This is a genomic window from Lactiplantibacillus pingfangensis (genome assembly GCF_005404945.1).
Lineage (GTDB): Bacteria > Bacillota > Bacilli > Lactobacillales > Lactobacillaceae > Lactiplantibacillus > Lactiplantibacillus pingfangensis.
Genome location: NZ_BJDG01000003.1, coordinates 49856 through 70625, shown reverse-complemented (window position 1 = coordinate 70625; position 20770 = coordinate 49856). Strand labels below are relative to the sequence as shown.

Below are 20770 nucleotides of genomic sequence, written 5' to 3'. Positions count from 1 at the left end.
TACCTTGAACCATTTTTTATTCAATCTAAAATGGAGGTTCGGCAATGAAACGATTGCGCGCAACATGGCGAGTATTCAAACGCTACGGCGATATGATTCGGCCATTCGACATTGTCATCATTGTCGGCTTACTTATTTTATCCTTTGCCCCACTGGCAATTTTTTCTTATCAGCAGCGGCAACAAGCTATTCGTGAAGCTCAGGTGGCCAAAAAGACGGCCCAGAAGCGCCAACACAGTTTGACTGCGGTCGTCTCACATGACGGCAAAGTCCTCAAACGGGTCAATCTAACGACCCTGACGAAGACGACACATTATACTTACCGTGATTCCCACGGAGACTATAATCGTGTCACCTTTGAACCAAAACGGGTGGCAATTACTGACGCCAACTGTTCTGACCAAGTCTGTGTCCGACGCGGATGGATTCATAAACCCGGGCAAACGATTGTTTGTTTGCCACATAAACTCTTAGTTGAAATTAAGTCCAGTACCGGTCACGTCCAGTCCGGTGGCAATGGACTGGTCACGGAGTAAAAAATCAGTGAATAATTCGTATGAACAAACAAATAAAACCCATCGTAATATTTATATTTCGCTACTCGTCGCACAAGGCGTTATTATCGGTATTCTGGAACGGATGATTCCGTTTCCGTTCGCCTTCGCGCCAGGGGCTAAGTTAGGGTTAGCCAATCTGATTACGATCGTGGCAATTTTCACCTTGTCGTTTCGTGACGTCATTACCCTCACCTGGTTACGGCTCATCTTGACGGCGTTACTTGGTGGGACGCTCTCCACGTTCTTATACAGTTTTGGCGGTGCCTTTCTGAGCTTGTTCTCAATGATTTTGGTCAAGCAGCTCGGGCCTAAACGCGTGAGTCTAATTGGCATTTCTGCCACTGGTGGCGTGATGCATAACGTTGGTCAATTGTTAGTCGCCAGTTTGATTGCCCAAACTTGGACCGTGATGCTCTATCTGCCGGTGCTGTCAATTATCGGCTTAGCGGCGGGTGGCGCATTGGGGATCGCGGCCAACTATCTGTTCACGCACGTAACTATTTTAAGCTATTTACGCTTTAATCATGAAAAATCAAGAAAGGAGTAACGCGTCCATGCAAGCAACGCAGTTACATCCACTATGGCGCGATTATCCCGCCTTACAGCCAGAACTGAAACAAGTCATGCGTTTGATGAACGACAATATCAATATTTCAGATACTGCCATTACCGATGCGATATTAGAAATGATTCATAGCGGCGGCAAGTTGTTACGTCCGGCCTACTGTCTGCTTTTCTCACAATTTAAAGATACCGATCGCCAGCGCATGATTGCGCTCGCAGCATCGTTAGAGACGCTGCACACGGCAACGTTGATTCATGATGATATTATTGATGATGCCAAGTTGCGCCGTCATGCGACTAGTATTCAAGCACAATTCGGTAAGGACGTGGCAGTCTACGCCGGCGATTACCTCTTCGTCGTCGTCTTCAAAATCCTGTCCCACTATTCAAGCAGTTTTAAGAGCATTCAACTTAATTCAGCCAAAATGGAAAAGATTCTCGTGGGTGAAGTTCAACAAACCGATCGACATTATCGGATTGATATCACCATGAGCCAATACCAGGAACAGATTCAAGGGAAAACCGCTGAGTTGTTCGCCTTAAGTTGTTTCTTAGGGGCCTATGAATCCGGCAACATTCAACTGTTCGCTGCGCGTGCCCAAAAAGCCGGCATGGCAATTGGGATGGCCTTCCAAATCTTGGATGATATTCTTGATTATCAAGAAACCAGCCATGAAATTGGTAAACCGATCTTAGAAGATGTTGCGGAGGGCGTTTACACGTCACCACTCATCTTTGCTCTGCACACGAGCGCTCGTCGGGAGTTACTGCCACTGTTACGGCAACAAGGTAATATTAGCCAGAACGATCTGGAACGTGTCCAGCAGCTTGTCATTGACGCTGGTGGTGTGACTCAGGCTCAGGCCTTAGCTAGCAAATACACTAATGACGCGCTAAAGCTCCTGCAGAAACTCCCAGATGTGCCTGCACGTGCCGATTTGATCCGGCTCACACAACAATTATTGACGCGACATAACTAGCCACTCACAGAAGTGCCATGATTATTCGCTAATCGTGGCACTTTTCTTTTACGATTATCTGGAAAACTAAAAGTCACATGCAAAAAAATCATGTCATCAACAGTCGCGCCTAATCTAAACTTGTGATGATCCCTTCGTCAGGCAGAAACGTTGTGCCATGTGGGACTGTCCCAGCCACAGTGCGGTCTGGAACTTCGATTCAAAGCCGATAACCCACGTCTTTGAATCGTTCCGTAAGATTAGGCGTCCAAGAACGCCGGCCAATCTTACGGACACAGCACAACGTTTCTGCCTGATTCTGCTAAGCTTGGGATAGCTTTTAATTAATCCATTTGGGCTGGTTATTGAGACAGTGAGACTTACTCGCAAATATCAGTTCTCAATTAGCCTAAAGGTCACAAATACAAAAAGTAGCGTGAACCGGACTACATCAACAACAGTCTCTCCCAGACCTAAGCTCGTGGTCAGCACTCAGTCAATTAATGAAAACATCCAAGAAAGTTCAAAATATTTCTGATATGGCACCGGCATTATTTTTGAGAACCAAATCCTTTTATCTTTATAACTATTAACCTAGTTGGAGGGTGCCGCTGATTGCATCGGACGTGAAAGTTCCGTTAGAGCGGCGTCTTTTGCCGATCTTACGGAACGGACGGTCCGGGATAGTTGCGATTTTTGCAACCATTCCAGGCGAAGGCCAAGACCGCTCCTCAGGCTTGGCCTGGTCCCTCGTCCGCATGTAATCAGCGACGCCCGGAAGCGACACTTTTCATCGGTCATATTTTGCCGACGTTACCCCACCCCCACGAACGGACCAGGATACTTGCACTTCTTGCAAGGGTTTCGGGCGAGGTCCAAGACGTGCCTGGCTTGGACCGGTCCCACGACCGCATGTGATCAGTCCCAACCGGAAGTAACAGCTGTTAATGCGTATGAGCTGGTGGCTCACATGGCTGGAGTCTCTCACGATTTGCATCTTTCAGAAAACACAAAAAAGGCCCAATTCCGTTAGTTAGTTAACTGTCGGAATTGGACCTTTGTCGGCTTGCGCCAAAAAAAATCACTTAAGATTGCGATATGCCATCTATGTTTAACATAAACAACTTCCGAACTAGACTAAAGTTACTTGTTGCAGTAACCAACATCATAGCGTTCGTCAACCATCAATCCCAGTGATCCGTAAAACAATTTAATTAGTCAACAAGTTCCAAGACAACCATTTGTGCGGCATCGCCACGACGAGGCATAGTCTTGTAAATTCGTGTGTAACCACCGTTGCGGTCAGCATACTTAGGACCTAAGTCACTAAATAGCTTTTGCAATGCAGTTTGTACAGTGACGTTGTCTTCTTCTTCTTTAACATCAGCAACAATATCGCGAATGAAAGTAGCAGCTTGACGACGAGCATGTAAATCGCCCTTCTTAGCTAATGAAATCATCTTATCAGTCGTTGAACGAACTTCCTTAGCGCGAGCTTCGGTTGTTTCGATACGGCCGTTTACGATTAATGCACTTGTTAAATCACGAAGTAAGGCACGACGTTGTGAACTTGTACGTTGTAATTTACGGTAACCCATGAACGAATATCCTCCCTTGTATTAGTCTTCTTTGCGTAATGATAACCCGAGATCAGCTAATTTTGCTTTAACTTCCTCAAGTGACTTGCGTCCAAGGTTGCGAACCTTCATCATATCAGCTTCAGTTTTGTTAGTTAATTCTTGAACCGTGTTGATTCCAGCACGCTTCAAACAATTATATGAACGAACAGAGAGATCTAACTCTTCAATCGTCATTTCTAACATTTTTTCCTTATGCGTTTCTTCCTTCTCTACCATCACATCAGTGTTTTTAGCTTCATCTGTGAGATTTACGAAGATTGAAAGGTGATCAGTCAGGATTTTGGCTGATAAACTAATGGCTTCACTTGGCGTGATAGAACCATTTGTCCAAACGTCTAAGGTCAACTTATCGAAATCATCACGTTGACCAACCCGCGTATTTTCAACTTGGTAGTTGACACGTTCGATTGGAGAATACAATGAATCAACAGGTAAAACGCCAATTGGCATATCATCTTCACGATGTTTGTTATCCTCAGCGGAAACATAACCACGACCAGTATTAGCGGTCATACGCATATGGAAGTGTGCCCCGTCTGCTACCGTACAAATTGCTAAGTCAGGATTCAAGACTTCAACGTCCGCATCACCAATGATATCACCGGCAGTAACGTTCGCAGGACCCTTAACATCGATTTCCAATGTCTTGGTTTCATCTGATTCTAACTTAAGTGCGATCTTCTTCACATTCAAGATGATGGCAGTAACATCTTCAGTTACCCCTTCAACCGTTGAAAATTCATGAAGCACACCATCAATTTGAATACTGGTAACAGCAGCGCCAGGTAAAGAAGAAAGAAGAATCCGACGAAGTGAATTCCCTAAAGTTGTACCATAACCACGTTCAAGTGGTTCTACAACAAACTTACCATAGTTGTCGTTTTCATCAATTTTATGAATGTTAGGTTTTTCAAATTCAATCATTCTTATCTTTTACCCCTTTCAAAACGCGTGGTGTTTAGTAGTTGTGCGTACAAAATGAAGTTAGCCCTCAAAATGAACGTCACAGATTAAACACGACGGCGCTTTGGAGGACGAGAACCATTATGAGGTACTGGCGTAACATCGCGAATTGCACTAACTTCCAAACCAGTAGCTTGTAAAGCACGGATTGCAGCTTCACGACCTGAACCAGGGCCTTTAACAGCGACTTCAACAATCTTCATACCATGTTCCATAGATGCCTTAGCAGCAGCTTCTGCAGCCATTTGAGCAGCAAAAGGTGTTGACTTACGGCTACCCTTGAAACCTAATGAACCAGCTGAAGACCAAGCAATAGCGTTACCTTGCATGTCAGTGATCATAACAAGTGTGTTGTTAAATGTTGAATGGATGTGAGCCACACCGGATTCAATATTTTTCTTTACCCGACGACGACGGGTTGTCTTTCTAGTTGCCATAAAATTCGAAAACCTCCCTTATAATTATTTTTTACGTCCAGCGATGCTAACTTTTTTACCCTTACGAGTCCGGGCATTGTTCTTCGTATGTTGACCACGAACGGGTAAACCACGACGATGACGCATCCCACGGTATGAACCAATTTCTTGGAGTAACTTGATGTTCAAGCTAACTTCACGACGTAAGTCACCTTCAGTTTTGTAACCATCAACGACGGCACGGATCTTATCTTCTTGTTCAGGAGTTAAGTCGCGTACACGGACGTCTTCAGATACACCGGCTTCTGCCAAAATCTTTTGAGCAGAAGTATTTCCGATACCGAAAATGTAAGTTAAACCGATGACAATTCGCTTGTCACGGGGTAAGTCAATTCCTTCAATACGAGCCATTAATTTTTCACCTCCGACTTAATTAAATTATTTACCTTGGCGTTGCTTATGCTTTGGATTAGCAGAGCAGATAATCATCACACGGCCTTTACGACGAATAACTTTGCAGTGTTCGCACATAGGCTTGACAGATGGTCTTACTTTCATGAATATTTACCTCCTATAAGGTACAAAGTGTCGGCCTACTTGAAACGGTAGGTAATCCGGCCCTTAGTTAAATCATAAGGTGACATTTCGACTGTGACCTTGTCACCAGGTAAGATCCGAATGTAATGCATCCGAATTTTACCAGAAACGTGTGCCAAGATTTCAGCGCCGTTTTCAAGTTCTACTTTGAACATTGCGTTGGGCAACGTTTCCTTGATAGTGCCTTGAATTTCAATGACGTCTTCTTTTGCCAAGTATGAGTCCCTCCCCTATTATCTGGTTTCGTGTTGCCACGTTGATGGTCCACTTTTGAACCAGTCGTTATTAAAATTAAGTTTAAAAAACATTAATATGAATCAACGGCTAAACCTGAATAAGTTTATCACAACGGCATTGCAAAAGCAACTACCGCGCGAGTTGGTGGGCATACGAGCCTAAAGATTATCAAGAATTGATTTAATATCTTGATAAACATCATCAATGTCGCGATCACCATCGACATTGTAAAGCAATTTTTCTTGACCATAAAAATCAATTAATGGGGTGTTCAACTTAATGTTAACATCCAAACGATTCTTAACGGTTGCGGGCTTGTCATCATCTCGTTGATAAAAATCATGACCGCCACAAACATCACAAGTTCCTTCAACCTTAGGCATCTTGTACAACTTATGATAAGTTGCACCACATGTCCGGCAGATGAAACGGCCCGAAAGTCGTTCAACTAAAACTGAAGGTTCAACGTGAATGTTAATAACACCGTCCAATGGCTTGTTCAGATCTTTACCAATCTGTTCGAGCGCATGGGCTTGATCAATATTACGTGGATAACCATCAAGCAGAAAGCCATTAGCCGTATCAGCCTCAGCCAACCGATCCTTGACGATGCCATTAGTGACTTCGTCAGGAACCAAGTTACCTTGGTCGATATACTTTTTAGCTTCCAAGCCCATCTTGGTTTCATTCTTAATTGCTGCCCGGAAGATATCACCCGTTGAAATATGAGGAATATCAAAATCTTCAAGGATCTTCTGTGCTTGAGTACCCTTACCGGCACCTGGTAAACCCATTAAAATCAGGTTCATTGTTGACATCGTAATTTCCTCCTATAATGCACAAATGTGCTGAGTCTCCCCAACACACCCGCTGATTAACGAATAAAACCGACGTAGTCTCGCTTCATCATTAATCCTTTAATTTGACGAATTGTTTCAAGCGCAACCCCAACAACGATTAGTAAACTTGTCCCACCTAACCCAATTGATTCATCAAGGCCAAAGATATCTGAGGCCAATAATGGAATCAAGGAAATTAATCCTAGGTAGAGGGCACCAACCGTACTAAGTCGCATTAACAATTTCGAAACCCAGTCTTGGGTATCTTTACCAGGCCAGACGCCTGGAATATAGCTGCCTTGCTTTTGTAAATTCTTCGACAGTTTTTCAGGATTGACCTGAACAAACGCATAGAAGAAAGTGAAAAGCACAATCAGAACCGTATATAGTACTGCTCCGGTCGTAGACTGCATATTAAAGATATTACTCATGACTGTGTACCAAGTTTCATCACCGTGACCGGCTTGAAAACCTAGCAAAATCGTCTGTGGTGTTGCGATAAAAGAACTCGCGAAGATAACAGGAATAACCCCAGCAACGTTCACCTTTAATGGTAGATAACTACTATCAGGTGCACCAGCTGCACGGCGCGTGTATTGAATTGGAATCCGATCATTAGCTTGTTCAACCCAGGTGACAAACATCACGATGATAATCACAAGTAATAATAATCCGACAACAAACAAGCCACTTTGCCACCATTGACTCTTTGAAACATTGACAAATTGTTCTTGGTAAATTTGGTACAACGAGGTTGGTGTCCGAGCAATGATCCCGGCAAAGATAATGATTGAAACACCATTACCCATCCCACGATCAGTGATCATATCACCCATCCATGTGGTCAACATGGCGCCACCCGTTAAGATGACCCCAATCGTTAGATATGTTGTCACACTAGGATTGTTAACCAACTTAAGCGAACTTAATGAGTTAAACCCAGCCGTAATCCCAATTGATTGAACAAAGGCCAAAATGATTGTGAGCCAACGGGTTGCTTGATTAAGCTTCCGCCGACCAACTTCACCTTGTTTGCCCCATTCAACAAACTTCGGAACAATGTCCATTTGTAACAATTGAACAATGATTTGTGCAGTAATGTAAGGGGATACCCCCATAGCAAGGATGGAATAATTAGTTAAACCGCCACCACTGAATGTATTCAACATACTTATCAGCCCAGAAGATGCAACGGATTGCAGCGCTTGTGCATTAACTCCTGGGACTGTGATATAAGAGCCAAGACGAAATACAATCAAAACGCCCAACGTGAACAGAATCTTATTCCGAATATCCTTAACTTTCAGAGCGTCCTTCATGGTAGTCAGCAAGTTAGATCACCTCAGTTTTACCGCCAGCAGCTTCGATTGCCTTAACGGCAGTTTCGGAGAACTTGTTTGCCTTAACTGTTAACTTTTTGTCGAGCTTGCCGTTGCCAAGAATCTTAACAGCAGCACTCTTTTTAACCAAGCCAGCTTCTTTCAATGATTCTGGTGTTACTTCGGCACCATCATCAAAGCGGTTTAAGCCATCAAGGTTAACAACCGCATATTCTTTACGGTTGATGTTAGTAAATCCACGTTTTGGAATCCGACGATACAATGGCATTTGGCCACCTTCGAAACCAACACGAACCTTACCACGCGCCTTTTGACCTTTTTGACCACGACCAGAAGTTTTACCTTGGCCACTTGAGTCGCCACGACCAATACGACGGCGTGAAAAACGTGAACCTTCACTTGGTGTTAATTCATGTAACTTCATTTAGTAGGCACCTCCTCTTTTAGAAATTTAATTACTTAATTACTTCAACATCGATCAAATGAGCAATGAGGAAGATTTGACCGCGAGTTGCTGCGTCATCAGGTTTTACAACTGAGCTGTTAACTCGGCCTAAACCTAATTCCTTAACGATTTTACGTTGCTTAGGAAGACGATGAGCCGCACTGCGCACTAAAGTGATCTTTAATTGAGCCATGTTGTTTGTCCTCCCTATTCAGCTAAATGTTCAACTGAAACGCCACGTAAAGCAGCAATTTGGTCTGCTTTTCGTAAGCTCTTCAAGCCTTCGAACGTTGCACGAACAACGTTTACAGGTGTGTTTGAGCCAAGACGCTTACTTGTTACATCATCAATACCAGCCAATTCCATGACGGCACGAACGGCGCCACCAGCAGCGACACCAGAACCTTCAACGGCAGGCTTAAGCATAATGCGGCCACCACCGTAAACACCGAGAGCTTCATGAGGAATGGTTGTACCGACCATTGGTACAGTGATCAAGTTCTTTTTAGCAGCTTCGGATGCTTTCCGAATTGCTTCTGGAACTTCTTGAGCCTTACCAGTACCGAAACCAACGTGTCCTTTGTGGTCACCAACGATTACCAATGCGGCAAAACGAAGACGACGACCACCTTTGACAACTTTAGTAATCCGGTTAATGGCAACAACGTTATCGTCAAGATCTAATTTTGATGGATCAATGAAAGTCATGTGGTATTATTCCTCCTTTATTAGAATTTAAGTCCGTTTTCACGAGCAGCTTCAGCTAAAGCTTGAACCCGGCCGTGATATAAGTAACCGCCACGATCAAAGACTACATCAGCAATCTTCTTTTCAGCAGCACGTTTTGCAACTACAGCACCAACAGAAGCAGCCTTTTCAGACTTGTTGTTACCAGTTACTTCGCTATCTAACGTTGAGGCACTTGCGAGCGTTACACCCTCTACATCATCAATAATTTGAGCGTAGATGTTTTTGTTGGAACGATAAACATTTAAGCGTGGGCGCTCAGCAGTACCAGAAATCTTACCACGGACACGTGCGTGACGACGTTGACGTGTCTTATTTTTATCTGGTTTTGAAATCACAATAGTCACCTCTTATTATAGTTATGGACAGCACTAAGCTGCTTTATTTACCAGTTTTACCTTCCTTACGACGAACATATTCATCGACGTAACGAATCCCTTTACCCTTGTAAGGTTCAGGTGAACGAATGGCCCGTACTTCGGCAGCAAAGTCACCAACAGCTTGCTTACCAATACCAGAGATATTGATATGAGTGTTGTCAGGAACTTCAACTGTTAAGTTTTCTGGCGTTTCGAATTCAACAGGATGAGAATAACCAACGCTTAATACTAATTTCTTACCTTGTAATTGGGCACGGTAACCAACACCGACCAATTGAAGATTCTTAGTAAAGCCATTAGTGACCCCTTCAACCATGTTGTTAACATTAGCACGGGTAGTACCGTGTAATGCCTTCATCTTAAAGTCATCAGTTGGGCGAGTGAAGTTAACTTCGCTGCCTTCAACTGTCATTGTAATATCACTAGCAATGTTACGAGTTAAAGTTCCCTTAGGACCCTTGACAGTCACAACTTCGCCATCTTGTGATACTTCTACCCCAGCAGGGATATTAATTGTTTTATAACCAATACGACTCACTTAATTGCACCTCCCGTCTTAATTAATTATTACCAAACGTAAGCTAAAACTTCGCCGCCAAGCTTCTTGGCACGAGCTTCTTTATCAGTAATTACACCTTCTGAAGTTGAGATGATAGCAATCCCTAAACCGTTTAAAACCTTAGGAACAGCATCAGCTTTAACATATGAACGTAAACCTGGCTTTGAAATACGCTTCAAACCAGAGATAACCCGTTCCTTGTCTTTACCATACTTCAAGAAGACACGGATGATGCCCTGTTTGTCATCATCGATATATTCAACGTCGCGAACAAAACCTTCATTCTTTAAAATTTCGGCAATGTTGCGTTTGATTTTTGATGCAGGAACTTCTAATGAGTCGTGGCGTACCATGTTAGCGTTACGGATACGAGTCAAGAAATCTGCGATTGGATCAGTCATCATGAAAGTTTAACCTCCTTTAACTTGGGTTTGTTTTTACCAGCTAGCCTTTTTCATGCCAGGAATTTGACCTTTGTGGGCCAATTCGCGGAGGCAGATACGGCACAAGTGGAATTTACGGTAAACTGAATGTGGACGACCGCAACGTTCGCAACGTGTGTAGTTTTGAACTGCAAACTTCGCACCGCGTTGTTGTCTAACAATTTGTGATTTTTTAGCCAACTTAGATAAACTCCCTTCGATTATTTAGCAAATGGCATGCCAAATTGAGTTAACAACTCACGTGATTCTTCATCACTATCAGCTGTTGTGACGATTACAATGTCTAAACCGCGAACACGGTTAACATTATCATAGTTGATTTCTGGGAAGATCAATTGTTCACGGACACCCAATGTGTAGTTACCGCGACCATCAAATGAACGCGTGCTAACACCATGGAAGTCACGAACACGTGGTAATGAAACATTGATCAACTTGTCCAAGAAGTCATACATACGTTCGCCACGTAAGTCAACTTTGGCACCGATTGGCATACCTTCACGAAGACGGAAACCAGCGATAGATTTCTTTGCTCGTGTAACCAAAGGTTTTTGGCCGGAGATCAAAGTCAATTCTTCAACTGCTTCGTCTAAGTTCTTAGCATTGGTAACTGCATCACCAACACCCATGTTCAAAACAATCTTTGCCATCTTAGGCACTTGCATTACTGAAGTGTAGTTGAACTTGTCAACTAATGCTGGCACGATTTCTTTTTCATATTGAGCTTTTAAACGGTTTTCCATGAAACTTGCTTCCTCCTTTCAGTCAGTGTTTTAGTTTTCTAAATCTTTGCCGCTCTTTTTAGCGTAGCGGACACGCTTCCCGTCTTCACGACGAACACCCAAACGAGTAGGTTCGTTAGTAGATGGGTCAAGGACCATAACGTTAGAAGCATCTAAAGCTGCTTCGACATCAACGATACCGCCTTGTGGGTTAACGTTCGTTGGTTTTTGGTGTTTCTTAATCATGTTAACACCTTCAACAACGACACGGTTCTTGGACTTGATTACTGACTTAACAGTACCTTCTTGGCCACGATCCTTGCCACTGATGACACGAACTTTATCACCTGTTTTAATCAACATTAGGTTGCGCACCTCCTTATTTACGGTGTGTGATTACAGTACTTCTGGCGCTAAAGAAACAATGCGCATGAAGTCTTTATCACGTAATTCACGAGCGACAGGTCCGAAGATACGAGTACCTTGTGGTGTCTTGTCATCGCGAATAATAACTGCAGCATTTTCATCAAACTTGATGTATGAACCGTCAGTACGATGTACGCCAGACTTAGTCCGAACGATTACCGCCTTAACAACATCATGAGCTTTGACAACACCACCGGGTGTTGCTTGTTTGACCGTAGCGACAATAATATCACCGATGTTAGCAGTCTTACGACCTGAGCCACCTAAAACCTTGATAGTCAGGATTTCACGGGCACCGGAGTTATCAGCAACTTTTAAACGACTTTCTTGTTGGATCACAGTAAGTGTCCTCCCTTCATTTAATTTTCTTCAGCTAATAAACTAGATAATAACAGCTTTTTGAACGACGTCAAGTAAGCGGAAACGCTTTGTAGCTGATAGAGGACGAGTTTCCATGATCCGGACGATATCGCCAACATGAGCTTCATTATTTTCATCATGAGCTTTGTATTTCTTGGAATAACGAACACGTTTGCCGTATACAGGATGATTCTTGTATGTTTCACGGACAACAACGATGGTTTTATCCATCTTATCTGAAACAACGCGTCCTTGGATAACCTTGCGGCTATTACGAGTATCTTCACTCATTCGTTGATTGCCTCCTTTTATAGGCTACTTGTTTAATTCTTGTTCACGCAACGCAGTTTTAATACGTGCGATATTCTTACGAACTTGCTTTAAACGAGCGGTATTTTCAAGCTGACCAGTGGCCAATTGAAAACGCAAGTTGAAGAGTTCGTCTTTATAAGACTTTTCTTTTTCGAGCATTTCAGTAGTGGACAATGCTTTAATTTCCTTAGCCTTCATCTGATTCGCCACCTACTTCCTCGCGCTTAATAATCTTGGTTTTCACAGGTAACTTGGTGCCAGCTAAGCGTAAAGCTTCGCGAGCAACTTCTTCAGATACGCCACCGACTTCAAACATAACCTTGTTACGTTTTACTGGGGCAACCCAACCTGCAGGAGTACCTTTCCCATTACCCATCCGCACGCCGACACCTTTTTCAGTGTAGGACTTGTGAGGGAAAATCTTAATCCATACTTTACCGCCACGCTTCATGTAACGGTTCATAGCAACACGAGCAGCTTCGATCTGTCGGTTACTAATCCAGTGTGATTCTAGTGTTTGTAAACCATATTCACCAAAAGCAACTGATTTACCGCCTTTTGCTTCACCGCGCATCTTACCACGGTGAACACGACGGAATTTAACCCGTTTAGGTACTAGCATGTTTATTTTCCTCCTTTATCTGCAGATTTCTTTTCTGGCAAAATTTCGCCACGGTAGATCCAGGTCTTAACACCAAGTTTACCATAGGTTGTCATTGCTTCTACCCATGAGTAGTCAATGTCCGCACGAAGCGTATGCAATGGAACCGTACCGTCTGAGTAAGTTTCGACACGTGACATGTCGGCACCATTCAAACGACCAGCAACTTGAGTCTTGATCCCTTTGGCGCCAGAACGCATAGTACGTTGCATAGCACCACGCATGGCACGACGGAAAGCAACACGGCCTTCCAATTGACGTGCAATACTTTCACCAACTAATTTGGCATCCAAATCAGGTTTCTTGATTTCGATAATGTTGATGTGTACACGTTTACCAGTTAATTCATTTAATTCTTTACGAAGTGCTTCAACTTCAGAACCACCCTTACCAATAACCATCCCTGGTTTTGCGGTATGGATTGAAATGTTCACGCGATTTGCAGCGCGTTCGATTTCAACGGTGGAGACGGAAGCGTCGGCAAGTCGTTTTTCAATATACTTACGGATACGTAAATCTTCGTTTAAGTAAGTTGCAAAATCTTTTTCAGCATACCATTTTGCTTCCCAGTCGCGAATGATTCCGACACGTAATCCGGTTGGATTTACTTTTTGACCCACGCGTTATCCCTCCTATTTTTCAGTAACTGTGATCGTAATGTGGCTTGTCCGCTTGTTGATTGGTGAAGCAGAACCTTTGGCACGAGGACGGAACCGTTTTAAGGTTGGTCCTTCATTGACGAAGGCTTCACTTACGACCAAATCTTCACGATCTAAGTCAAAGTTATTTTCAGCGTTAGCGACGGCAGACAATAGTACTTTTTCAACTACTGGCGAGCCACCGCGTGGCGTAAACTTCAAGATTGCTAATGCTTCAGCAACGCTTTTACCTCTGATAAGATCGACAACTAGGCGGACCTTACGAGCGGCGATACGAACAGTTTTTGCAGTTGCATGTGCAGATGTTACTTGTTCAGCCATTCTTTATATCCTCCTAACTATTACTTCGTTGTCTTATCGTCTGTACCATGACCATGGAAAGTCCGTGTAGGTACAAATTCACCTAACTTATGACCAACCATATCGTCTTGGATATAAACAGGGACATGTTTGCGACCATCATAAACTGCGATTGTTAACCCAATAAAACTTGGGAAAATTGTTGAACGACGTGACCACGTCTTGATGACAGATTTCTTGTCAGAATCAGATTGTGCATCCACTTTTTTCAATAAATGCGAATCTGCGAAAGGTCCCTTCTTTAAACTTCGACCCATCGTGTGACCTCCTCTCGAGAACTACAGTAATTTCAAATTTTAGTGTTTGCCTGGACGACGACCACGAACGATAAGCTTGTTTGAACGAGCCTTCTTGTTCCGAGTCTTCTTACCAAGAGTCTTCTTACCCCATGGTGACATAGGAGATGGATGACCGATTGGTGCTTTACCTTCACCACCACCATGAGGGTGATCGTTAGGGTTCATAACAGAACCACGAACCGTTGGACGTTTACCTTGCCAACGCGTACGACCGGCCTTACCTGAGTTGATCAATTCGTGTTGTTCATTACCAACAGTACCAACAGTGGCACGGGCAGTTAATAGAACTAAACGAACTTCACCAGATGACAAACGTACAATTGCATATTTGCCTTCCTTACCAAGTAATTGCGCGGAAGCACCAGCTGAACGAGCTAATTGCCCACCCTTACCAGGCTTCAATTCAATGTTATGCACAATCGTACCAACTGGGATATTGTTTAATGGTAATGCGTTACCAACCTTGATATCAGCTTCGACACCAGATTGAACTTGCATCCCAACTTCCAAACCCTTTGGTGCTAAGATATATGATTTCACACCGTCAGCATATACCAATAAGGCAATGTTAGCAGTCCGGTTAGGATCATATTCGATTGCTTTAACCGTTGCAGGAACTTCATCTTTGATACGTTTGAAGTCAACTAAACGGTATTGTTGTTTATGACCGCCACCACGATGACGAACAGTGATGTGACCATAACTGTTACGACCAGCTGTATGGCTTTGTGAGTCTAATAATGACTTTTCTGGTTTTGTTTTAGTGATTTCAGCAAAATCAGAACCAGTCATATTACGACGGCCGTTAGTGGTTGGTTTATACTTTCTAATACCCACTAGAGTAACCTCCTAAATTAGATTTATTGTTGAGCGTCGTTGAACAACTTAATTTCGTTTGAATCAGGAGTTAAGGTAACAATAGCCTTACGACGCTTCTTAGTATAGCCGGCGTAACGACCTTGACGCTTAAACTTCCCTTTAACGTTCATGACGTTAACTTTTACAACTTTGACATCGAAGATTTCTTCGATTGCCTTTTTAACTTGCGTTTTAGTAGCCTGTACGTTGACATCAAAAGTATAGCGCTTGTCATCCAAGCCAGCCATTGATGATTCAGTAACGACAGGGCGTAAAATTACATCGCGTGCTTCCATTATGCGAGCGCCTCCCCTAATTGATCGAGGGCTTTTTGGGTAACGACTAATTTGTCACTATTAGCGACATCAAGTACGTTAACACCTTTGGCTTTTAGGATCTTAACATTTGGTAAGTTACGACCTGCCAAAGCAGCCTTTTCATTGTCCTCTTCAACCAAAACAAGTGTCTTGGTGTCGACTTTGAGGTTGTTTAATACGTTAGCAAATTCCTTAGTCTTTGGTGCGTCGAAAGCTAAACCTTCAACTGCAACTAAGCTGTTGTCTAAGACCTTTTGAGAAAGGACAGACTTCAAAGCTAAGCGCATTACCTTCTTAGGTAATTTGTAACTGTATGAACGTGGTGTAGGTCCGAAGACAATCCCACCTTTACGCCATTGTGGCGAACGGATAGAACCTTGACGAGCCCGACCAGTACCCTTTTGACGCCATGGTTTACGACCACCACCGCGACGAGCACTACGGTTCTTAACAGCATGAGTCCCTTGACGCAATGATGCACGTTGCATCAAGATGGCATCAAAAACCACGTTTTCGTTAGGTTCAACACCGAACACTGCGTCGTTTAAAGTAACGTCACCATTTTGCGTACCGTCTTGTTTGTATAATGCTACGCTAGTCATGTATTATGTCCTCCTTCCTTATTTACTCTTTACAGATGTTTTAATTGTAACGAATGATTTGTTTGCGCCAGGGACATTACCCTTAATTAATAAAACGTTGTTTTCAACGTCGGCACGAACCACCGTTAAGTTTTGCATCGTCCGTTGATGATTACCCATCCGGCCTGGTAATTTCTTACCTTTGAAGACACGGTTAATAATAGCACCTAATGAACCAGGACGACGATGGTAACGAGACCCATGGGCCATTGGTCCACGACTTTGTCCGTCTTTATGAATATTACCTTGGTAACCATGACCTTTAGTGATACCCGTAACGTCGACAGCGTCACCGGCTGCGAAAATATCAGCCTTGACTTCGTCACCTACTGTGTAATCTCCAAGCTCAACATTACGAATTTCACGAATGAAGCGCTTAGGAGCCGTTTTTGCTTTTGCTGCATGACCTTGAGCAGGTTTGTTGCTTAAGACTTCACGTTTGTCGTCGATACCTAATTGAATTGCTTCGTAACCGTCGTTTTCGATGGTTTTAACTTGTAACACAACGTTAGGTTCAGTTGCAATAACTGTAACTGGGATTAATTCGCCGGCTTCGGTGAAGACTTGCGTCATTCCTACCTTTTTCCCTAAGATTCCTTTAGTGGTCATGAGTACACCTCCAATTAATTGATTTTAGTTTGAAAAATTAAAGCTTGATTTCAATATCTACACCGCTAGGCAAGTCTAACTTCATTAATGAGTCGACTGTCTTAGGCGTTGGGTTAACGATATCGATTAAACGCTTGTGAGTCCGCATCTCGAATTGTTCACGAGACTTCTTGAACTTATGTGGTGAACGGAGAACCGTGTAGATTGTCCGATCAGTGGGCAATGGAATTGGACCAGAAATAGTAGCACCAGTTCTCTTTGCCGTTTCAACAATCTTGTCAGCGGACTGATCAAGAATACGGTGTTCGTATGCCTTTAAACGGATACGAATTTTTTGCTTTGCCATTGTTGTGACCTCCTTCGTCTATTTTGAAAATAAGACTAGCTCCGTGAAAATTACCGCCGCGCCCCATGACAATGTGGCCGGGCGTGTCGCAACCTTTCACATCAAAGCTAACTACGACTACTTGATGCTGGGGGGTACAGTACTCCCCTTCTAAATACCAAGCACAATCTATAATAACTGAAAAGCTTTGTAATAGCAAGCGCTGACGCACTTTTTTCGAACCATCGTTGTAAACCGTGTTACCTTTTTTGAACCAGCACCAATAAATGTAACATAAATTCGTTTAGAATAGTAGTCTTTTCAAACTTTTATTCGCGAACCAAGCTTTTCAACCGTTACAGTTAGTCGTGTTAGTCATTCTCTGTCTTAACCTACTGTGATCACCATTGACCAATTGGCTTAAGACTAATTAGTAAAATACGCAAGACAACATTAGGCATATTACTCGTATTTTTATAACATTGCAAGTCGATGCACATATTTTTATTCGAACGGTTTTCGCTATATTAATTACTTGTTGGGGCTTTTATTCAAATTCCAACCCATGAATTGATTATCGACTAGCGCTACTTTCCGCCTGCCGGGGGCTTCGTTTGGGGCTGGAACGCCATGAACCATTTTTGAGCCAAAGGGCGGTCTCAAAAGCTGGTTTTTGACTAACCGCGGACAAACCACCCTGCTAAGTCAAATGCCACGGCTAAGCCCCAAACGAAGCCCCCTCACGGCTAGTCATGTGCATTGCTCTTAATGATCACACCTTAACCGATCCAATCAACGTGTAAGACCAATGATCCCTAATAGACCTTTCATGTCCCTTCATAACGTCTTGAGCCCTTGTCAGTTCTAGTTGGCACAGAGACCGACTAACAACACCGTAATTACTAGTCTGAATAAGATGCTTAAGCCCCGGTTATCATAAAGTTATTTTTCCTTTTAACTTTTTTAATTTACTAAGTTTGTGCCATCGCTAGTCGATGTGTGTTAACGCAATTAGATCTGAAAGCTGCTTCTTTGTCATTCAATCTTGCTACCGAAAGAAATTTTTACCCTGACCATATTTTTATGCGCGGTCGTTTTTCGAAACAAACTTTTGCACGTTGCGAGGCTGGTTAGTTCGGTCGCACGACAGCAGCTAATTTTAAATTGCAGCGACGATCACGCTAACTGCCTTCTAGTATATCTGGACAATAGTTGTAAGACTTCATGATAGTCGTGTTGAAGTGATGTCACTTGTTTCTGCGTGCAAGGAATTAGCATGAGGCATACGCCGCTTCCTGAGACACAGCTCACTTCTCCATTCCCCTACTCGTCGTCACGCTTAATTTAGCGTAAACAAAAAGCCGCTAAGCAAATTGCTTAACGACTTTTCTGAATCAAGATTAATCTTCGGCAGGAGTGCCGCCATTTTTCTTGATGATTTCAGCTTGAACAGACTTAGGTACCTTTTCGTAATGATCAAATGTCATTGTGAAAGTCCCACGGCCTTGAGTTGCTGAACGTAAAGTGGTTGCATAACCAAACATTTCAGCTAAAGGCACAAACGCATGAACTTCTTGTGCGTTCCCACGTTCTTCCATCCCGTCAATAGTTCCACGACGAGCGGTAACATGGCCCATAACATCACCTAAGTAATCTTCTGGGGCAACAATGTCAACCTTCATGATTGGTTCCAAAATAACAGGACCAGCTGATTTAGCAGCATTCCGTAGTGATAAGGAAGCGGCAATCTTGAAGGCTGCTTCACTAGAATCGACATCATGGTAAGACCCATCATAGAGTTTAGCCTTAACGTCAACTAAAGGATAGCCAGCTAACACACCGTTAGCCATTGATTCCTTCAAACCTTGTTCAACTGAAGGAATGTATTCGCGAGGAACAACCCCACCGACGATGGCATCTTCGAATTCGAAGCCCTTACCTTCTTCGTTAGGTGTAAATTCAACCCAAACATCCCCATATTGACCTTTACCACCAGATTGGTGAACGAACTTACCTTGAACTTTGGTAGCCTTTGTAAAGGTTTCACGATAAGAAACTTGAGGGGCACCAACAGTTGCTTCAACGTTGAATTCACGACGCATCCGGTCAACGATAATGTCCAAATGCAATTCACCCATCCCAGCGATTAAAGTTTCACCAGTTTCTTGGTTAGTTTCAGCCTTGAAAGTAGGATCTTCTTCAGAAAGCTTTTGTAAGGCAACGTTCATCTTATCTTGGTCAGCCTTAGTCTTAGGTTCAACGGCAACTTGGATAACGGGATCAGGGAATTCCATTGATTCCAAATGATATGGATGTTCAATAGAAGTCAATGAGTCACCAGTCGTGGTGTTCTTCAAGCCAATCGCAGCGGCGATATCACCAGAGAAGACTTCTGGGATTTCTTTCCGTTGGTTAGAATGCATTTGAAGTAAACGACCGACACGTTCACGCTTGTCCTTGGTAGCATTTAAAACATATGAGCCAGATTCCAAAGTTCCTTGGTAAACCCGGATAAAGGTTAAACGACCAACGAATGGATCGGTGGCAACCTTAAATGCTAAAGCAGCGAAAGGCTTGTCATCACCGGCAATTAAGTCGACGTCTTCATCAGTTTCAGGATCAGTGGCTTTGTAAGGCTTAACATCAAGTGGTGATGGTAAGTAATCCACAGTCGCGTCCATTAACATTTGAACACCCTTGTTCTTGAATGCTGAACCAGCCAAAACTGGGAAGAATTCAAGTGCCAAGGTACCCTTACGGATCGCAGCTTTGATCTCTTCTTTAGAGATTTCTTCACCGCCAAGGTATTTTTCCATGATGCCATCATCGATATCAGCCAAGGCTTCAATCAAGTCATCACGAGCTGCTTGGGCATCTGCTTTGTATTCTTCTGGAATGTCAACAGTATCCCATTCAGTCCCAAGTTGATCTTCATCATAAAGATCAGCCTTCATTTCGATTAAGTCAATAACCCCTTCGAAATTATCTTCAGCACCAATTGGTAATTGGATAGCGTGAGCATTAGCTTGTAAACGATCATGGATCGTACTTACTGAATACTTGAAGTCCGCACCAATTTTGTCCATCTTGTTAACAAAAACGATCCGAGGAACGTTATAAGTTGATGCTTGACGCCAAACAGTTTCAGTTTGAGGTTCAACACCAGCTTGGGCATCTAAAACGGTAATCGCACCATCTAAGACCCGAAGTGACCGTTCAACTTCAACAGTGAAGTCAACGTGTCCTGGGGTATCAATGATGTTGATCCGGTGGTCCTTCCACTGAGCAGTTGTCGCAGCAGAGGTAATCGTAATCCCACGTTCTTGTTCTTGGGCCATCCAGTCCATTTGTGAAGCACCATCATGGGTTTCACCAATTTTATGGATTTTACCAGTGTAGTACAAGATACGTTCGGTAGTAGTGGTCTTACCAGCATCGATATGGGCCATAATACCAATGTTACGAGTCTTATCGAGTGAAAATTCTCTTGTATTAGCCATTAGAAAATGTGTTACTCCTCTCAATTAAATGGAAT

The 20770-nt window shown here is 43.2% G+C and carries 33 protein-coding genes; 3 read left to right on the top strand and 30 right to left on the bottom strand.

Going from position 1 to position 20770, the window contains the following annotated elements:
• The first annotated feature begins 44 nt into the window (after positions 1 to 44).
• The 3 genes from FFM74_RS01640 to FFM74_RS01630 are packed head-to-tail and all read left to right on the top strand — an operon-like array spanning position 45 to position 2101.
• Positions 45 to 536: a NusG domain II-containing protein gene (locus FFM74_RS01640; protein ID WP_137624888.1), complete on the top strand. Its 492-nt coding sequence runs from the start codon at positions 45 to 47 to the stop codon at positions 534 to 536.
• A 7-nt stretch (positions 537 to 543) separates the two neighbouring features.
• Positions 544 to 1104 (top strand): Gx transporter family protein, encoded by a 561-nt coding sequence (locus tag FFM74_RS01635; protein WP_137624887.1) that lies wholly within the window; start codon positions 544 to 546, stop codon positions 1102 to 1104.
• A gap of 7 nt (positions 1105 to 1111) precedes the next feature.
• Positions 1112 to 2101, top strand: a complete 990-nt coding sequence (locus tag FFM74_RS01630) for a polyprenyl synthetase family protein (RefSeq protein ID WP_137624886.1) — start codon at positions 1112 to 1114, stop codon at positions 2099 to 2101.
• A 1193-nt stretch (positions 2102 to 3294) separates the two neighbouring features.
• On the opposite strand, the gene rplQ is transcribed toward FFM74_RS01630, so the two are convergent.
• The 30 genes from rplQ to fusA form a co-directional block, all read right to left on the bottom strand.
• Entirely contained in the window at positions 3295 to 3678 is a 384-nt protein-coding gene (gene rplQ, locus FFM74_RS01625; RefSeq protein ID WP_137624885.1) for a 50S ribosomal protein L17, read from the bottom strand.
• Positions 3679 to 3699: 21 nt separating this feature from the next.
• Positions 3700 to 4644 (bottom strand): DNA-directed RNA polymerase subunit alpha, encoded by a 945-nt coding sequence (locus FFM74_RS01620; protein ID WP_137606032.1) that lies wholly within the window; start codon positions 4642 to 4644, stop codon positions 3700 to 3702.
• An 86-nt stretch (positions 4645 to 4730) separates the two neighbouring features.
• On the bottom strand, positions 4731 to 5120 hold the full coding sequence (gene rpsK, locus FFM74_RS01615) for a 30S ribosomal protein S11 (protein WP_057706082.1): 390 nt from the start codon (positions 5118 to 5120) through the stop codon (positions 4731 to 4733).
• 24 nt (positions 5121 to 5144) lie between these two features.
• Complete coding sequence (rpsM, locus tag FFM74_RS01610; protein WP_105448034.1) at positions 5145 to 5510, bottom strand: 30S ribosomal protein S13; 366 nt, start codon at positions 5508 to 5510, stop codon at positions 5145 to 5147.
• A gap of 27 nt (positions 5511 to 5537) precedes the next feature.
• Positions 5538 to 5657: a 50S ribosomal protein L36 gene (rpmJ, locus tag FFM74_RS01605; protein WP_003638083.1), complete on the bottom strand. Its 120-nt coding sequence runs from the start codon at positions 5655 to 5657 to the stop codon at positions 5538 to 5540.
• A 35-nt stretch (positions 5658 to 5692) separates the two neighbouring features.
• Complete coding sequence (gene infA / locus FFM74_RS01600; RefSeq protein WP_003638082.1) at positions 5693 to 5911, bottom strand: translation initiation factor IF-1; 219 nt, start codon at positions 5909 to 5911, stop codon at positions 5693 to 5695.
• A gap of 180 nt (positions 5912 to 6091) precedes the next feature.
• Complete coding sequence (locus FFM74_RS01595) at positions 6092 to 6742, bottom strand: adenylate kinase (RefSeq protein ID WP_307722403.1); 651 nt, start codon at positions 6740 to 6742, stop codon at positions 6092 to 6094.
• 65 nt (positions 6743 to 6807) lie between these two features.
• A complete protein-coding gene (secY, locus tag FFM74_RS01590; protein ID WP_137624883.1) occupies positions 6808 to 8103 on the bottom strand; it encodes a preprotein translocase subunit SecY in 1296 nt (431 codons plus the stop codon).
• Between the two features lies 1 nt (position 8104).
• Positions 8105 to 8536, bottom strand: coding sequence for a 50S ribosomal protein L15 (gene rplO / locus FFM74_RS01585; RefSeq protein ID WP_137624882.1), 432 nt, complete (start codon positions 8534 to 8536; stop codon positions 8105 to 8107).
• A gap of 31 nt (positions 8537 to 8567) precedes the next feature.
• A complete protein-coding gene (gene rpmD / locus FFM74_RS01580; RefSeq protein WP_137606036.1) occupies positions 8568 to 8750 on the bottom strand; it encodes a 50S ribosomal protein L30 in 183 nt (60 codons plus the stop codon).
• Between the two features lie 14 nt (positions 8751 to 8764).
• Positions 8765 to 9265 (bottom strand): 30S ribosomal protein S5, encoded by a 501-nt coding sequence (gene rpsE / locus FFM74_RS01575; protein ID WP_137617114.1) that lies wholly within the window; start codon positions 9263 to 9265, stop codon positions 8765 to 8767.
• Between the two features lie 20 nt (positions 9266 to 9285).
• A complete protein-coding gene (gene rplR / locus FFM74_RS01570) occupies positions 9286 to 9651 on the bottom strand; it encodes a 50S ribosomal protein L18 (RefSeq protein ID WP_307722402.1) in 366 nt (121 codons plus the stop codon).
• Between the two features lie 34 nt (positions 9652 to 9685).
• Positions 9686 to 10222, bottom strand: a complete 537-nt coding sequence (gene rplF / locus FFM74_RS01565; RefSeq protein WP_137624880.1) for a 50S ribosomal protein L6 — start codon at positions 10220 to 10222, stop codon at positions 9686 to 9688.
• A 29-nt stretch (positions 10223 to 10251) separates the two neighbouring features.
• A complete protein-coding gene (gene rpsH / locus FFM74_RS01560; protein ID WP_137624879.1) occupies positions 10252 to 10647 on the bottom strand; it encodes a 30S ribosomal protein S8 in 396 nt (131 codons plus the stop codon).
• A 33-nt stretch (positions 10648 to 10680) separates the two neighbouring features.
• Positions 10681 to 10866 carry a type Z 30S ribosomal protein S14 gene (locus FFM74_RS01555; RefSeq protein WP_137606040.1) on the bottom strand — a complete coding sequence of 62 codons (186 nt, stop codon included), beginning with the start codon at positions 10864 to 10866 and terminating at the stop codon, positions 10681 to 10683.
• A 20-nt stretch (positions 10867 to 10886) separates the two neighbouring features.
• Complete coding sequence (gene rplE, locus FFM74_RS01550) at positions 10887 to 11429, bottom strand: 50S ribosomal protein L5 (RefSeq protein ID WP_137617111.1); 543 nt, start codon at positions 11427 to 11429, stop codon at positions 10887 to 10889.
• A gap of 30 nt (positions 11430 to 11459) precedes the next feature.
• Positions 11460 to 11771, bottom strand: coding sequence for a 50S ribosomal protein L24 (gene rplX, locus FFM74_RS01545; RefSeq protein WP_137624878.1), 312 nt, complete (start codon positions 11769 to 11771; stop codon positions 11460 to 11462).
• 33 nt (positions 11772 to 11804) lie between these two features.
• On the bottom strand, positions 11805 to 12173 hold the full coding sequence (rplN, locus tag FFM74_RS01540) for a 50S ribosomal protein L14 (RefSeq protein ID WP_137624877.1): 369 nt from the start codon (positions 12171 to 12173) through the stop codon (positions 11805 to 11807).
• 42 nt (positions 12174 to 12215) lie between these two features.
• Positions 12216 to 12485: a 30S ribosomal protein S17 gene (gene rpsQ / locus FFM74_RS01535; protein ID WP_137606044.1), complete on the bottom strand. Its 270-nt coding sequence runs from the start codon at positions 12483 to 12485 to the stop codon at positions 12216 to 12218.
• A gap of 24 nt (positions 12486 to 12509) precedes the next feature.
• The gene (rpmC, locus tag FFM74_RS01530) at positions 12510 to 12704 is read right to left on the bottom strand and encodes a 50S ribosomal protein L29 (RefSeq protein ID WP_003638068.1); all 195 of its coding nucleotides are present in this window, start codon (positions 12702 to 12704) and stop codon (positions 12510 to 12512) included.
• Positions 12694 to 13128: a 50S ribosomal protein L16 gene (gene rplP, locus FFM74_RS01525; protein ID WP_137606045.1), complete on the bottom strand. Its 435-nt coding sequence runs from the start codon at positions 13126 to 13128 to the stop codon at positions 12694 to 12696. The genes rpmC and rplP overlap by 11 nt, the downstream gene beginning before the upstream one ends.
• Before the next feature lie 2 nt (positions 13129 to 13130).
• Positions 13131 to 13787, bottom strand: coding sequence for a 30S ribosomal protein S3 (rpsC, locus tag FFM74_RS01520; RefSeq protein ID WP_137606046.1), 657 nt, complete (start codon positions 13785 to 13787; stop codon positions 13131 to 13133).
• A 12-nt stretch (positions 13788 to 13799) separates the two neighbouring features.
• Positions 13800 to 14147: a 50S ribosomal protein L22 gene (gene rplV, locus FFM74_RS01515; protein ID WP_137606047.1), complete on the bottom strand. Its 348-nt coding sequence runs from the start codon at positions 14145 to 14147 to the stop codon at positions 13800 to 13802.
• A 20-nt stretch (positions 14148 to 14167) separates the two neighbouring features.
• Positions 14168 to 14443, bottom strand: coding sequence for a 30S ribosomal protein S19 (rpsS, locus tag FFM74_RS01510; protein ID WP_137606048.1), 276 nt, complete (start codon positions 14441 to 14443; stop codon positions 14168 to 14170).
• A 39-nt stretch (positions 14444 to 14482) separates the two neighbouring features.
• A complete protein-coding gene (rplB, locus tag FFM74_RS01505) occupies positions 14483 to 15322 on the bottom strand; it encodes a 50S ribosomal protein L2 (RefSeq protein WP_137617105.1) in 840 nt (279 codons plus the stop codon).
• 23 nt (positions 15323 to 15345) lie between these two features.
• A complete protein-coding gene (gene rplW, locus FFM74_RS01500; protein ID WP_137624876.1) occupies positions 15346 to 15639 on the bottom strand; it encodes a 50S ribosomal protein L23 in 294 nt (97 codons plus the stop codon).
• Positions 15639 to 16262 carry a 50S ribosomal protein L4 gene (rplD, locus tag FFM74_RS01495; RefSeq protein ID WP_137624875.1) on the bottom strand — a complete coding sequence of 208 codons (624 nt, stop codon included), beginning with the start codon at positions 16260 to 16262 and terminating at the stop codon, positions 15639 to 15641. Before rplD ends, rplW begins: the two co-directional genes overlap by 1 nt.
• Before the next feature lie 18 nt (positions 16263 to 16280).
• Positions 16281 to 16910: a 50S ribosomal protein L3 gene (rplC, locus tag FFM74_RS01490; RefSeq protein ID WP_137624874.1), complete on the bottom strand. Its 630-nt coding sequence runs from the start codon at positions 16908 to 16910 to the stop codon at positions 16281 to 16283.
• Between the two features lie 37 nt (positions 16911 to 16947).
• Positions 16948 to 17256, bottom strand: coding sequence for a 30S ribosomal protein S10 (gene rpsJ, locus FFM74_RS01485; protein ID WP_034528161.1), 309 nt, complete (start codon positions 17254 to 17256; stop codon positions 16948 to 16950).
• A gap of 1379 nt (positions 17257 to 18635) precedes the next feature.
• On the bottom strand, positions 18636 to 20735 hold the full coding sequence (fusA, locus tag FFM74_RS01480) for an elongation factor G (protein ID WP_137624873.1): 2100 nt from the start codon (positions 20733 to 20735) through the stop codon (positions 18636 to 18638).
• Positions 20736 to 20770: the final 35 nt, after the last annotated feature.